Genomic DNA, 13989 nt, shown 5'->3' with positions numbered 1-13989 from the left:
CGCCGCGACGAACTCGGCGTGTTGCAACAAGGGATCGCTCGCATGGGCGTGACCCTGCGCGACTTGATCAGCGGCATCCGCGACGGTGTCACCCAGATCGCCAGCGCTGCCGAAGAACTGTCGGCCGTGACCAAGCAAACCAGCGCCGGCGTTAACAGCCAGAAGATCGAAACCGATCAGGTGGCCACCGCCATGCACGAGATGACCGCCACCGTGCAGGAAGTCGCGCGCAACGCCGAAGAAGCCTCCCAAGCGGCCGCCGCTGCTGACGGCGAAGCCCGTGAAGGCGACAAGGTGGTCAACGAAGCCATCGCCCAAATCGAACGTCTTGCCACCGAAGTGGCACGCTCCACCGAAGCCATGAGCGTGCTGCAACAGGAAAGCGACAAGATCGGCAGCGTCATGGACGTGATCAAGGCCGTGGCCGAACAGACCAACCTGCTGGCGCTCAACGCCGCCATCGAAGCAGCCCGTGCCGGTGAAGCCGGTCGTGGTTTTGCCGTGGTTGCCGACGAAGTCCGTGGCCTGGCCCAGCGCACACAAAAATCCACCGAAGAAATCGAAGGCCTGGTGGCCGGTCTGCAGAACGGCACTCAACAAGTGTCGGCCGTGATGAACAACAGCCGCGCCCTGACCGACAGCAGCGTCGCGCTGACTCGCAAGGCTGGCGTGTCACTGGAAAACATCACCCGCACGGTGTCCAACATCCAGTCGATGAACCAGCAGATCGCCGCCGCCGCCGAGCAGCAAAGCGCCGTGGCCGAAGAGATCAGCCGCAGCATCATCAACGTGCGCGACGTGTCCGAACAGACCGCCGCCGCCAGCGACGAAACCGCCGCATCGAGTGTTGAACTGGCGCGGTTGGGTAATCAGTTGCAGATGATGGTCAGCCACTTTCGGGTGTAATAACACCTGAGGCATTCCCACGCTCCCGCGTGGGAATGCCTCAATGGACGCTCTGTGTCCGCTTCGACATGGGATGCGGAGCGTCCCGGGCTGCATTCCCACGCGGAGCGTGGGAACGATCAATCCGCCTTACACACTAATCGCATTGGTAAACACCAACCGATTCCCGAATGGGTCGGTCACGGTCATGTCCTGGCTGCCCCACGGCATGGCCTGGATCTGTGGGCGGGCGAACGGATATTCCTTGGCCAGCAGTTGCTGCTGGAATACCTCAAGTTCATCGGTCTCGATCCGCAACGCCGAGCCAGGTGTGCTGTCACCGTGGTGCTCGGACAAGTGCAAAACGCATTCGCCACGGGAAATCTGCAGGTACAACGGAAAGTTGGGTTCGAAACGATGTTGCCAGTCGATCTTGAAACCCAAAAAGTCGACGTAGAACTCCACTGCCTTGATTTCATCGAAAATCCGCAGGATCGGGGTGGTTTTGCCGAAGCTCATGGAGTTGCTCCCAGACTGATAAGGCCCAGAGTGTAGCCGGGCGAGATGTCAGCGCTTCGGCTTGGCGATGGTTTTCTTTAATTGCAATGTGCCACTACTGTGACGCAGCACTCGAAATACTTACTGGAACCCGTCACGCAAATCCCCTTCCCGCGCCAGAAACCGTCCTTCCCTTCTTCCGTTTGCCTGCCCGTCGCTGTAACTCAAGACACCGTTGACCCAGACCCCATCAATCCCTTCGGCCGCTTGTTGCGGATTATTGAAATCTGCCACGTCTGCGTAAATGGGTGGTGTAGACCGCACCGAGTGCGGTGAGCTCTTCGGTCAATTGCATCACTTCATCGGTGGACGCCGAGAAGGCGCTGGCGTAGGCCAGACCGGTGGATAAGCCCAACGCGCCGGCCTCAAGACTTTCACGTAGTTGCTCGCGCATCGCGCAAATTTCATCAGCAGTGGCAGTGCGGAACAGATCGTCGAGGTGGTTGCTGCGCAACGCGGTGTGACCGACCAGTGCGGCAACGTTCAGCGTGGTGTTCGCCGCTTCGACGGCTGCGCGGTAGTCGCTGAACCTCGGATAAACGAACGCAGCGGCGGTGCCGAGCAGGTTCATCGGGTCGGGAGGATCGCCGCGCAAACTCACCGGCGAAGCGCTGATCCCGCAGTTGCCGACAATCACCGTGGTCCACCTTGGCTGAGCTTGGGCAGCATCTGCGGCTGACGGATCACCACGGTGTCATCGTGGGTGTGCACGTCGATGAAACCTGGGGCCAACACGCGACCGGCGGCGTGAATTTCCTCGGTGGCGCTGGCATCGTGCAAGTCGCCGATACGCTCGATGCGGCCGTTCAGAATCGCCACGTCGGCGGGATAACCGGGGACGTTGCTGCCATCAATGATCAGGGCGTTGCGAATCAGCGTGTCGTACATCATGTCAGTCTCCCAGCGGCAAGTGATCGTCGCCGCTGCGGTAGTCGTCCAAGGCGAGTTTGATCGTGAACGCCGCAGACGCTCTTGATTGTCTTCAGGATGATGGCGGCGTAAACCAGCAGCCAATAGCCGAAAGAAGGTGTCATGCGGTACTCCTCGAAAGGGTCACGTCGAATGGGTTGTGAAACTCATAAAACATCTCGAGGTGTGATTTTCAAACGAGGCGAAACTAATTTTCGTGGAGGGGTAAGGGTTGTCGCGCAGAGGTATGCGGGGTCGTGTGTTATGAAAAATAGGCAGGCGGATTTTCATCATGCCTGCCGGGGTTGGGCGTCAGTCGTGATTCACGCGAGCGCGTTTAAGCAGTTTCTTGCAGCGTTCGGACAAGTGCAGCACACGCAGGTGCTTGCCTGCCTTGGCGTAGCGTTCACGCAGCGTTTTTAGCGCGGCTATCGCCGAGTAGTCGACGAAGCTCAGGTGGCGACAATTGATCGTCACCACGGGTGGGTCGTTGGCGGGATCGAACTGGTTGAGAAAAGGCGTCGTCGAGGCGAAGAACAGCGTGCCATGCAGAAGGTAAAGCTTACTGCCATCGGCTTCGAGGTGACTGTCGGCATAAAGCTCGCGAGCCTGCTGCCAGGCAAAATTGAGCGCGGCAATGATGATCCCGCACAACACGGCAGTGGCCAGATCGGTGAACACCGTAATGACCGTTACCGCGATGATCACCAACACGTCGTTCAGCGGCACTTTGTTCAACACCCGAAGCGAGGCCCAGGCGAAGGTCTGCTGCGACACCACGAACATCACCCCGACCAATGCGGCCAGCGGGATGCGTTCGATCAGCGGTGAGAGGAAGAGGATGAACAGCAAGATCATCACCCCGGCCACCACACCGGACAGCCGACCGCGACCGCCGGAACTGAGGTTGATCACGGTTTGACCGATCATCGCGCAGCCACCCATGCCGCCCAATACGCCGGAGACCATATTGGCCGCACCCAGCGCCACGCACTCACGATCCGGGAAGCCACGGCTCTCGGTGATCTCGTCGGTGAGGTTCAGGGTCAGCAGGGTTTCCAGCAAGCCGACCAACGCCATCAATATCGCGTAGGGGGCGATAATGTGCAGGTTTTCCAGGGTCCAAGGGATGTCTGGCAGCGCAAAGGTCGGCAAGCCACCGGCGATGTGCGCCATGTCGCCCAAAGTGCGGGTTGGCAGGCCTAGCAGGTAAACCGCCAGACCAACGCCCAGGATCGCCACCAGCGCCGGCGGCACGGCACGCGTCAGGCGCGGCAGCAAGTAGACGATGGCCATCGTCACGGCAACCAGCCCTGCCATCAGGTACAGCGGCGTGCCGCTGAGCCAGACGTCACCGCTCTTGAAATGGTCCAACTGCGCCAGGGCAATGATGATCGCCAGGCCGTTAACGAAGCCGAGCATCACCGGATGCGGCACCATCCGCACCAGCTTGCCCAGCTTCAGCAACCCGAACGCGAGCATGATCAACCCACCCAGCAACACCGTGGCCAGCAAGTACTGCACACCGTGCTGCACCACCAGCGCGACGATCACCACGGCCATCGAACCGGCAGCGCCGGACACCATGCCCGGCCGCCCACCAAAAAGTGCGGTCAGGGTGCAAATGATGAAAGCACCGTAAAGCCCCATCAATGGATTGAGATGAGCAACCAGCGCGAAGGCGATGCATTCGGGTAGCAGGGCGAAAGACGTGGTGAGCCCGGCCAGGGTATCGGCACGTAGTCGTTGGGGTTTCATGGCTTATCTAAAATACAGGCGGGAAAAGAGGGAGCGGATGTTACGGAATTGAGGGCGGCCCGGCCAGTTATTGGGCTGCTGAAAACGCAATCGCGAGCAAGCTCGCTCCCACAGTGGATCTTCGTCGTACACAAAATCTGTGTCGGGTGGAGATCAAATGTGGGAGCGAGCTTGCTCGCGATGAACGATGACGCGGTCTAACGCGAACTCACACCATCTCGTCACGAATCCATTCAATCACCGATGTCCGCTTCGGTACCCAGCCCAGCAACTCCCGCGCCTGTTTACCGCGAACCCGGCTGTTGGAGCCCAGGCCATAGTTGGCCATTTCATAACCCCACTCGGCTTCCGCCTCTTTCAGCGGCCAATCTTGTGGCTCAGCCAGATTCAGCGCTTGGGCAATCGCAGTAGTCATGTCAATGAACGACGCCTCACCGCTTTCGACGAAGTAGAAGGTGCCCGGTACGTTTTTGCTCAGCGCCAGCAGGTACAGGGAAACCACGTCTTCGATGTGCACGTTGGACCAGATGTTCTGGCCGGTCCCGACATGCCGAACTACGCCACTTTTACGCGCCTGTTTCAGCAAACGCGGTAGCTGCACGCTGTCACGATTGACGCCCAAGCTGTGGCCGTAGATCAGCGTGTTGCAGATCACTGCTGAGTTCACCCCGTCTTTCGCAGCCGCAAGGATCAGGTTGTCGATGGCCACGCGAGCGGCCTTGTCGACAGTCGGCTCCGGCAGGTTGTCCTCAACATAGATAACGTCGCTGGATTTGCCGCCCGACGCATCGCCGACGATGCTCGAACCGCTGGTGTGCAGAAACACTTTGTTGGAGCCGCGAAGTGCATTGAGCAACGCGTCAACTGCGCCGCGACCAGGCCAGTAACCTTGTGGCCAGCCTGGACCAGACCGGTGGCGATGGAGCCGCCGATGAAACCCGCGGCGCCGGTAATGAATACGTTCATGGAGAAACTCCCTGCGTTAATAAGTGATGCAGCCAGTATCGAGGACCGATGCCTGCGGAAACAGACAGCGTTGCCCAATTCACTCTTGTGCAGGGGTCACGAATCAGCCCTTGAAATCCGCGTTCGCATAAGCCGCCAATTTGCCCTGGATGAAGTCCAGGAAGCATTGAATCCTTAGCGCAAGTTGCGAGTTACGGTAGTACACCGCATTGATCGGTTGGCGATAGCCGCTGTTGAAGTCCGCCAGCAGTACCTGCAAGCGTCCGGCGCGGATGTCATCAATCGTCATGAAATGCGACAAGCAGGCAATGCCCTGACCTTCCAGCGCCAGGTGCCTGATCGTCTCGCCGCTGGAGGCGCTGATTGACGCCTGAATCGGCCAACGATCACCGTGAACGTAACGCAGCGGCCATTGGTTGAGGCCTTCGTTCTGGGTAAAGCCCAGCAGCGTGTGCCCGGACAAATCCGCCACTTCAGCCGGTACACCGTGTTTTTCCAGATAGGCCGGGCTGGCGACGATGTGCAGCGGACTGCATCCCAGAGATCGAGCGTGCAAGGTCGAGTCGGCGAGCGTGCCGATACGGATGGCGATGTCGGTGCTTTGCTCCAGCAAATCGATGATCAGATCGTTGCTGTTGAGTTCCAACTGGATGTCCGGATAGAGCCGGCGGAACTCATCGATGTAGGGCACGATGGCGTGCAGCATGAACGGCGAGGCAGCGTTGATCCGCAGACGCCCGGACGGGGTTTGCTGGCGAGAGGTCAGGCGCTCTTCGAGCTCGTCCATCTGATCGAGAATCAGCTTGGCGTGCTCGAAGAAGTACTTGCCCTCTTCGGTCAGGTCCATGCGCCGCGTGGTGCGGTTGATCAGCGTGGTATCGAGTTTCGCCTCCAGCCGCGACAACGTGCGACTGACCGCCGAAGGCGTTTGCCCGACCTGCTCGGCCGCAGCCGAAATCGACCCGCATTCAATCACGCAGACGAAAATCTGCAATTCATCGGACCTGGCTTTCACGGGTGCCCCTCATCGATCAATTCAGCGCCGGCTTCTGTAGGAGCCAGGCTTGCCGGCGAAGGCGTCCGCTAAAACGCCTTCGCCGGCAAGCCTGGCTCCTACAGGTTCTGGCTTCAGGTATCGATAGTAACCGAGCTCAAGCCTTGAGGCCGAACACCTCGGTCAGGTGCTGTTCATAGCGCGCCACGTCACCCTCGATATTCGGTCGCTTCATCACATCGACGGCCAGGAACGTCGGCAAACCGGTCATGCCGAGGAAGGTGTTGGCCTTGTGGAACGGGAAGTACACCGCGTCCACGCCTTTGGCTTCGAAGAAGTCGGTCGGGTCGTCGAAGGCCTGCTGCGGGGCGTTCCAGGTCAGCGAAAGCATGTACTGCTTACCTTGCAACAGGCCGCCGCTGCCATACTTTTGCGAGGCGTCGGAACGGGTGCGGCCGTCGCTGGCGTAGAGGCTGCCATGGCCCTCGGTGAAGACTTCGTCGATGTACTTTTTCACGGTCCAGGGCGCGCCCATCCACCAGCCGGGCATCTGATAAATGATCACGTCAGCCCAAAGAAATTTGGCGACTTCTTCGGCGACGTCGTACCCCTCATCGATGAAGGTGGTTTTCACGTCGACACCGCCGCGATCCAGCACGCTCAGCGCAGCTTCGTGCAGGGTGGCGTTGTAGCGGCCATCGGAGTGGGCAAATTTTTTGCCGCCATTGAGCAACAGGACTTTTTTCATGGGAAGTCTCGGAAGGTTGGAATTCGATGGCGGCAGCGTAGCGATCTGCCTCGCGCGGAATAAGCGCTGAAGTCACAAAATTCATTTGACCCATACGCACGAATCGACAGGTGATTGTTGCCATACACTTGGGCCGATTCTGAACTTGAGGACATTTCTGATGAGTGAAATGCAAGGCTTCATCCTGCACGCGAAGACCCGGCTACCCGCTGATCAGCAAGTGGCCGCCAAGCACGCCGAGGCCGATGAAGAACACGCGCTTGAACAGCACGGCGCTGATCCGCTGGCGCAGCCATTGCCCCAGCAACATGCCGAGCACCGCCGGGATCAGCGCCAGCAACGACGCACTTAACTCCCCACCGCCCAGCGCGCCGCGCCATAACAGGCCGGCGGCCAAGGCCAGGGTCGAGACGGTGAACGACAGACCCAGCGCCTGCACCAGTTCATCCTTGTTCAAGCCCAAGGCTTGCAGATAAGGCACGGCGGGAATCACGAAGACGCCGGTGGCCGAGGTGATGACGCCCGTCAATACGCCGCACAGCGGACCGAGCCAACGCTCGGTGTGACGGCCGACACGCAAGGTCGGCAGAAGCAATCCGCTCAACGCATAGAGCAACAGCGCCGCGCCCAATCCCCGCACGACCCAATGACCACCGGCCATGCCCATCCACAACGTGCCGGCCCCGGTGCCGATGAAGATCGCCAGCAGCATCGGCCACAACCGTTTTATCAACCCCCGCAGATGCCCGCCAAATGCCAGTTGCCAGACATTGGTGAGCGTCGCGGGGATGATCAACAGCGCGGCAGCCTGCGACGGAGCCATAGCCAGACCGAGCAGGCCCATCGCGATGGTCGGCAGGCCGAGACCGATGACACCCTTGATCATGCCGGCCAGCAGAAAGGTAGCGATGACCATCAATGAAAGGGCCAGACCGAGGTTTTGATAGAACGCGGCGAGAGTATTCATGGCGCTATCGTGGGCCTGGATTGGCAGCTTGAAAATCTGCCATATACTGAGGCAGCCTCTCGTCAAGCAATAGGCTGAAAACTTCGTCGTTTTGAAGGCCGCTATCGCGAGCAAGCTCGCTCCCACAGTGGACCGAGTCGGTGCGGATGACGCGGTCACCTGTGGGAGCGAGCTTGCTCGCGATAGCGGCCTTCCAGACAACACACATCTAGAGGTTGCCGATGCACTTCGACCTGACCGACCTGCGCCTCTACCTGAACATCCTCGACAGCGGCAACATCACCGCCGGCGCGGTTCGCAGTCATCTGTCCCTGGCGGCGGCGAGTGCGCGCATCCGCGCCATGGAGGCTTCGTTGGGGATCGAGTTTTTCGAGCGAGGTCGCCGCGGTGTCAGCCCGACCCCGGCCGGCAAGGCCCTGGCGCAACATGCCCGCGTCCTGCTGCAACAGGCCGAACGCATGCAGCAGGACCTGGCCGAATACGCCAATGGCGTCAAAGGCCAGGTGCGGCTGCTATGTAACACCACGGCGATCACCGAATACCTGCCGGAGTTGCTCGCGGACTTTCTGCACTACCACCCCAACCTCGACATCGATCTGCAAGAACTGCCCAGTGCACGCATCACCCACGCCTTGCGCCAAGGTGCGGCAGACCTGGGCATCGCCTCTGACGCCGTGGACACCGATGACCTGCAGACCCGCCCGTTTCGCGACGATCCGCTGGTGCTGATAATGCCCCGCGATCATCCCTTGGCACATGCCGGTGTCGTGAGCTTCAGCGATACCTTGCACCACGACTACGTTGGCCTGAACGCCAACAGCGCGTTGGCGGTATACCTGGAAGAACAGGCGCTGCACACCGGATCACGCATGCAAATCCGCATCCGCGCCGACGGTTTTGATGGTGTGATGCGCATGGTTGCCCGGGGCGCGGGGCTAGCGATCGTGCCCCTAGCGGCGGTTGAGCGCTGGCGCGGTGAACAATCCTTCAAGAGTCTCGCCCTGCAGGAACCTTGGGCCACGCGCAAACTGTTGCTCTGCGCTCGAGACTTCGCAGCACTCCCCGGTTACGCCAAGGCCTTGCTGCACGCCTTGACTCTCCCCTGAGGGGTAGACTTTACCCTTGAGCTTTCATCTTCAAGGACAGAGACGATGGGCAAACGAATTCTGGTGATTCTCGGTCATCCGTCGAGCGACAGTTTCTGCGGCGCCCTCGCCGAGCGTTACGCACAGTCGGCGTTGCGCGCCGGGCATGAGGTGCGCCAGTTGTTTCTGGGTGCAATGGACTTTGACCCCGTGCTGCGTGAAGGTTATCAACAGGCCCAGCCGCTGGAAGCCGACTTGCGCCGCGCCCAGGCTGACATCCTGTGGGCCGAGCACCTGACGCTGGTTTATCCGATCTGGTGGGGCGGAGTTCCAGCGTTGCTCAAGGGCTTTTTCGATCGGGTGTTCCTGCCGGGTTTCGCTTTCAAATACCGCGAGGGCAAAGCCTTTCCCGACAAACTCCTGCACGGTCGCAGCGCGCATTTACTGGTGACCATGGACACGCCACCCTGGTATTACCGCTGGGTTTATCGCATGCCCGGACTGCATCAGATCCGCAAAACCACCCTGGCCTTCTGCGGCATCGAACCCAAGCGCACGCTCACGTTTGGCCCGATTCTCGGCGCCAGTGCCAGCCAGCGTGAAGCCTGGTTGCTGCAAGCCCAGGCTATCGCCAGCCGCTGAGTCTGCCGATAATGCACCGGGCTACCACGGCGAAAAGGGACTTTCCATGTACATCGGCCAAGCTGCGCAACGCTCCGGAACCACGATCAAGAGCATCCGCCATTACGAGTCGATCGGCCTGCTGCCTGCCGCTCAGCGGTTGGGAAAATACCGCGTCTACGACCAGCAAAGCGTTGACCTGCTGATCTTCATCAAGTGCGCTCAGCAACTGGGTTTCAGGCTCAAGGAGTTGCAGGCGGTTTTTGCCGGGCATCAAGGTCAGGCAATGCCGTGGGCATTGGCTCAGCAGGCCATCAATGCCAAGAAGCGCGAAATCAGCGCGCGGATTGCCGCGCTCACGCAGCAACACGAGCAATTGGTCGAGTTCGAAGCCAGCCTCGAACAGGCCAGGGCCGATTGCCCGCTGGAAAGTCTTTGAGGGTGCTGCGCGTTTCTGGATACCTCAATGTCGAGCACAGACAACTGACCGGTGGACGGGCGCTATAGGGTGCGACTTCAGTTCTCTAGCCCACTGCCCCGGAGTCCACATGACCGCACCTATTACCGTTCTTCGCGATACTCACCCACTGCCGGTGCTCGACGCCTGCAAATGGGAAAAACTCGAAGGCGACCCGCACACCGTCAACCTCAACGCCTACACCAGCGAAGACGGCAGCAAAATCATGGGTACCTGGATCTGCACGCCGGGCAAGTGGTATGTGGAGTACGTGAAGTGGGAATACTGCGATTTCCGCGAGGGGTACTGCATCATCACCCCAGAGGGAAAGGAGCCGATCCATCTGCGCGCCGGTGATATTTTCGTCATTGAGCCGGGGATGAAAGGCACGTGGGAAGTGGTTGAAACCGTGCGCAAGTATTTCGTGTTTGCCTGATGCAAAAAACCGGGAACCCGCCCGACGCGGGTTCCCGGAGAAACCCCTTATTGGGGTTTGCGATAGCTGTTGATGATCGCCGAGAAGTCCTTGCCACCTTCCCCACGCTGGCTCATTGCCTGATACAACTGCTGGGCCACCGCGCCGAGCACCACCGGTTGGTGCGCCTGACGTGCCGCTTCAGTGGCCAGCCCCAAATCCTTGAGCATCAGTTCGGCACCGAAACCACCGGTATAGCCACGCGAGGCCGGCGCCGTTTCGACGATACCCGGCCACGGGTTGTACATCTCCGAACTCCAGCAACGCCCGGTCGAACTGTTGATGATCCCGGCCAACACCGTTGTGTCGATCCCGAGCGCATCACCCAGCGCCATGGCTTCACTGACACCGACCATGGAGATCGCCAGCAGCAGGTTGTTGCAGATCTTGGCGATTTGCCCGGTGCCGACTTCGCCGCAATGGACGATGTTGCGGCCCATCTGCGCCAATACCGGTTGCAGGGTGGCGAACAGTTCAGGCGTGGCGCCGACCATAAAGGTCAGCGTCCCGGCCGCTGCACCGCCGGTACCGCCAGAGACCGGTGCATCCGCCATGGCCACGCCTTGCTTGGCCGCCGCCGCGGCGACATCACGCGCCGTCTGCGGATCGATGGTGCTGCAATCCACTGCCGGCACGCCCTTGGCGATACCCGCCAGTACGCCGTCGTCACCCAACCATACGCTGCGCACATGCACAGCGGCTGGCAGCATGGTGATCACCAGCTCTGCACCTTGCGCGGCTTCACGTGCCGAAGCGCTGATGCTGCCGCCCAGTTGCTCCAGCTCTGCCAGAACGGTTTTGTTCAGGTCAACCAGCCGCAGTGAGTGGCCAGCCTTGATCAGGTTGCGCGCCATCGGCGCGCCCATGTTGCCGAGACCGATAAAAGCGATTTTCATGTCCGGCTCCTTAACGCAAGTTGATGGTGGTGTTCACACCGTCGTTGACGCTGTCGTCATCGAACCAGCGACTGGTGACAGTCTTGGTCTGAGTGTAGAACTGCACCACTTGCTTGCCATACGGACCGAGGTCGCCGAGTTTGGACCCGCGCGAACCGGTGAAGCTGAAGAACGGGACCGGCACCGGAATCGGGATGTTGATGCCGACCTGACCGACGTCGATTTCCGTCTGGAATTTACGCGCCGCCGCCCCGCTTTGGGTGAACAGGCCCGTGCCGTTGCCGAACGGGTTGGCGTTGACCAGTGCGATGGCCTCATCGAGCGTATCGACTTCCAGCACCACCAGCACCGGACCGAAGATTTCCTGGGTGTAGATCTGCATCTCGGGTTTCACGCCGGAGAACAGGGTCGGGCCGACAAAGTTGCCTTTTTCGAAGCCTGGAACGGTAACGTCGCGACCATCCAGCTCAAGCTTGGCGCCTTCCTTGATGCCGCTTTCGATCAGATCGAGAATCCGCGCCTTCGCACGTTTGGAAATCACCGGGCCGACGTCAGTGCCCGGCTCGCTGCCGGCGTTCACTGTGAGTTTCTGCGCCAGTGCTTTCAGGTCTGGCAGCCATTGCTTGGCTGCGCCCACCAGCACCACCACGGACGTGGCCATGCAGCGTTGCCCGGCGGCACCGAAACCAGCACCCACCAGCGCATTGAGCGCTTGTACGCGATTGGCATCCGGCAGCACCACGGCATGGTTTTTCGCACCCATCATCGATTGCACGCGTTTGCCGTGTTTGCCGGCCAGGTCGTAGACGTGAGTGCCGACGGCGGTCGAACCGACAAAGGAAACAGCCTTGATGTCTTTATGTGTGCAAAGCGCGTCCACCACATCCTTGCCACCATGAACGACGTTCAGCACGCCCGCGGGAACGCCGGCCTCGATCGCCAGTTCCACCAGCAGCATGGTCGACATCGGGTCCTGTTCGGACGGCTTGAGTACAAAAGTGTTGCCGCAGGCGATGGCCATCGGGAACATCCACAGCGGAATCATCGCCGGGAAGTTGAACGGCGTGATGCCGGCGCAGACGCCGATGGGCTGACGCAGGGTGTAGGTATCGACGCCGCCAGCGACGTTCTCGGCGAACTCGCCCATTTGCAGGCTGCCGATGGAACAGGCGTGTTCGACCACTTCCAGGCCGCGGAAGATATCGCCTTCAGCGTCGGCGATGGTTTTACCTTGCTCGTTGCTGAGCACCACGGCGATGCGCTTGGAGTGTTCGCGAATCAACGCCTGGAGCTTGAGCATGATGCGCATCCGCGCGCCGATTGGCGTCAACTTCCAGGTCTGGAAGGCGCGATGGGCGGCGCTGATGGCGGCATCGACTTCCTGCGCGGTTGCGAACGGTACTTTCGCCAGCACTTGCTGAGTCGCCGGGTTGACGATGTCGTGCCATTCGGTAGTCTGGGACTCGACCCACTCGCCGTCGATCAACAGCTTTACCGTTTGGACAGTGGTTTCGTTTGGCGTGAGCGATGCGTTCATGTTGGGTCTCCGGGACGTTGTTCTTATTTAGAGAGCTATCTTGGGAGCCAAGGCGAGAAAGTCGCCTTGAGATGAGGCGTGTGTCGCGAATTGGTTGTCGGACTGTTTTTGGAGTATAGATGTGCAAACTTCTAATAAGAACGCACATAAAAGCCGGTCCATCATGCAAAAAAACATCACATCCTTAGGCTCGTTGAACTGGGACGACCTCAAGTTTTTCCTTGAAGTCGCCCGCACCCGCAAGGCCAGCACCGCGGCCAAGCGCCTGGCAGTCGACTACACCACCGTGTCGCGGCGCATCAGCTCGCTGGAAGCGGCGCTGGGGACTTTGCTGTTCGAAAAATCCCGGACCAGCGGTTTTGTCCTGACCGCCGAAGGCCAGCGGTTGCTCGGTTACGCCGAGTCGATTGAAAGCACGCTGCACATGGCCTGCGAACAGGTTTCGGGGTCCGGGGTGGCGTTATCCGGACATGTGCGAATGGGCTGCACCGAAGGCTTCGGCAGTTTTTTCATCACCCCGCAGCTGAGCCACTTCGTCGATGCCTACCCGGCGATCTCCGTGGACATCCTGCCGCTGCCGCACTTCATCAGCCTGTCCAAGCGCGAGGCCGACATCGTCATTGCCCTGGAGCGCCCGGAGCATGGTCCGTACGTCTGCTGCAAACTCTGTGACTACCGATTACAGCTCTACGCGACCCAGGACTATCTCGACAAGCATCCACCCATCCGCCGCCCGGCAGACTTGGGTAAACATTCATTCATTAGTTACGTCGACGATCTGGCGTTCAGCTCGGAGCTGTTGTATCTGGCGAATGTGTTGCCCGGCGCCAGTGCCAATTTGCGCAGCACCAGTGTGATCGCGCAATTCGTGGCCGCGCAGCAAGGCAGGTCGCTGGCGATTCTGCCGTGCTTCCTGGCGGCCCAGGATCCACGGTTACTGCCGGTGTTGCCGGAGGAGATCAACATCACTCGGCAGTTCTGGATGTACTGCCGGGAGGACCTGCGCAAGCTCAAGCGGATCACCCTGTTGTGGGATTACATCCGCGCGGTCACCGAGCAGAATCAGGGTCTGTTGATGGGTGAAAGTCGGGAGACGCTGTTCGCCGATTAGTCGGCGCTCACCACGATCGTTT

13 protein-coding genes and 3 pseudogenes are annotated in these 13989 nt (G+C 60.1%); 6 read left to right on the top strand and 10 right to left on the bottom strand.

The window, feature by feature from the left end:
- Positions 1 to 42 precede the first annotated feature (42 nt).
- Entirely contained in the window at positions 43 to 906 is an 864-nt protein-coding gene (locus tag ACYZT7_RS04570; protein ID WP_462041738.1) for a methyl-accepting chemotaxis protein, read from the top strand.
- 129 nt (positions 907 to 1035) lie between these two features.
- Here ACYZT7_RS04570 and ACYZT7_RS04565 read toward each other — a convergent pair whose 3' ends face one another.
- The 8 genes and pseudogenes from ACYZT7_RS04565 to ACYZT7_RS04530 all read right to left on the bottom strand — a co-directional run bounded on the left by ACYZT7_RS04565 (position 1036) and on the right by ACYZT7_RS04530 (position 7785).
- Positions 1036 to 1404 carry a glyoxalase superfamily protein gene (locus tag ACYZT7_RS04565; protein ID WP_461976789.1) on the bottom strand — a complete coding sequence of 123 codons (369 nt, stop codon included), beginning with the start codon at positions 1402 to 1404 and terminating at the stop codon, positions 1036 to 1038.
- Between the two features lie 277 nt (positions 1405 to 1681).
- Positions 1682 to 2334, bottom strand: a pseudogene (locus tag ACYZT7_RS04560) (amidohydrolase family protein); the annotation flags it as partial.
- A 1-nt stretch (position 2335) separates the two neighbouring features.
- Positions 2336 to 2436 (bottom strand): annotated as a pseudogene (locus ACYZT7_RS04555) (MurR/RpiR family transcriptional regulator); the annotation flags it as partial.
- Positions 2437 to 2664: 228 nt separating this feature from the next.
- On the bottom strand, positions 2665 to 4110 hold the full coding sequence (locus ACYZT7_RS04550) for a SulP family inorganic anion transporter (RefSeq protein WP_462040117.1): 1446 nt from the start codon (positions 4108 to 4110) through the stop codon (positions 2665 to 2667).
- A gap of 208 nt (positions 4111 to 4318) precedes the next feature.
- A pseudogene (locus tag ACYZT7_RS04545) lies at positions 4319 to 5076 on the bottom strand (NAD-dependent epimerase/dehydratase family protein).
- 103 nt (positions 5077 to 5179) lie between these two features.
- Entirely contained in the window at positions 5180 to 6091 is a 912-nt protein-coding gene (locus ACYZT7_RS04540; RefSeq protein WP_095129547.1) for a LysR family transcriptional regulator, read from the bottom strand.
- 136 nt (positions 6092 to 6227) lie between these two features.
- Entirely contained in the window at positions 6228 to 6818 is a 591-nt protein-coding gene (locus tag ACYZT7_RS04535) for an NAD(P)H-dependent oxidoreductase (protein WP_462040116.1), read from the bottom strand.
- A 202-nt stretch (positions 6819 to 7020) separates the two neighbouring features.
- Complete coding sequence (locus tag ACYZT7_RS04530; RefSeq protein ID WP_462040115.1) at positions 7021 to 7785, bottom strand: sulfite exporter TauE/SafE family protein; 765 nt, start codon at positions 7783 to 7785, stop codon at positions 7021 to 7023.
- A 221-nt stretch (positions 7786 to 8006) separates the two neighbouring features.
- Here ACYZT7_RS04530 and ACYZT7_RS04525 point away from each other — a divergent pair, with 221 nt between their 5' ends.
- The 4 genes from ACYZT7_RS04525 to ACYZT7_RS04510 all read left to right on the top strand — a co-directional run bounded on the left by ACYZT7_RS04525 (position 8007) and on the right by ACYZT7_RS04510 (position 10384).
- Positions 8007 to 8891: a LysR substrate-binding domain-containing protein gene (locus tag ACYZT7_RS04525; RefSeq protein ID WP_462040114.1), complete on the top strand. Its 885-nt coding sequence runs from the start codon at positions 8007 to 8009 to the stop codon at positions 8889 to 8891.
- 45 nt (positions 8892 to 8936) lie between these two features.
- Positions 8937 to 9512 carry an NAD(P)H-dependent oxidoreductase gene (locus ACYZT7_RS04520; protein WP_462040113.1) on the top strand — a complete coding sequence of 192 codons (576 nt, stop codon included), beginning with the start codon at positions 8937 to 8939 and terminating at the stop codon, positions 9510 to 9512.
- A gap of 46 nt (positions 9513 to 9558) precedes the next feature.
- Positions 9559 to 9930 (top strand): MerR family transcriptional regulator, encoded by a 372-nt coding sequence (locus ACYZT7_RS04515; protein WP_462040112.1) that lies wholly within the window; start codon positions 9559 to 9561, stop codon positions 9928 to 9930.
- Between the two features lie 109 nt (positions 9931 to 10039).
- Positions 10040 to 10384, top strand: a complete 345-nt coding sequence (locus tag ACYZT7_RS04510) for a cupin domain-containing protein (RefSeq protein WP_007946320.1) — start codon at positions 10040 to 10042, stop codon at positions 10382 to 10384.
- Between the two features lie 47 nt (positions 10385 to 10431).
- Here ACYZT7_RS04510 and mmsB read toward each other — a convergent pair whose 3' ends face one another.
- Together mmsB and ACYZT7_RS04500 are read right to left on the bottom strand one after the other, a co-directional pair.
- A complete protein-coding gene (mmsB, locus tag ACYZT7_RS04505) occupies positions 10432 to 11319 on the bottom strand; it encodes a 3-hydroxyisobutyrate dehydrogenase (protein ID WP_461984043.1) in 888 nt (295 codons plus the stop codon).
- A 10-nt stretch (positions 11320 to 11329) separates the two neighbouring features.
- A complete protein-coding gene (locus ACYZT7_RS04500) occupies positions 11330 to 12856 on the bottom strand; it encodes a CoA-acylating methylmalonate-semialdehyde dehydrogenase (protein WP_282374821.1) in 1527 nt (508 codons plus the stop codon).
- A 163-nt stretch (positions 12857 to 13019) separates the two neighbouring features.
- Between ACYZT7_RS04500 and ACYZT7_RS04495 the strand changes: the two genes are divergently transcribed.
- Complete coding sequence (locus tag ACYZT7_RS04495) at positions 13020 to 13967, top strand: LysR family transcriptional regulator (protein ID WP_282374820.1); 948 nt, start codon at positions 13020 to 13022, stop codon at positions 13965 to 13967.
- The last annotated feature ends 22 nt before the right edge of the window (positions 13968 to 13989 follow it).

This window comes from Pseudomonas sp. RT4P38, assembly GCF_054897765.1.
This window is presented reverse-complemented; position numbering and strand designations above follow the sequence as displayed.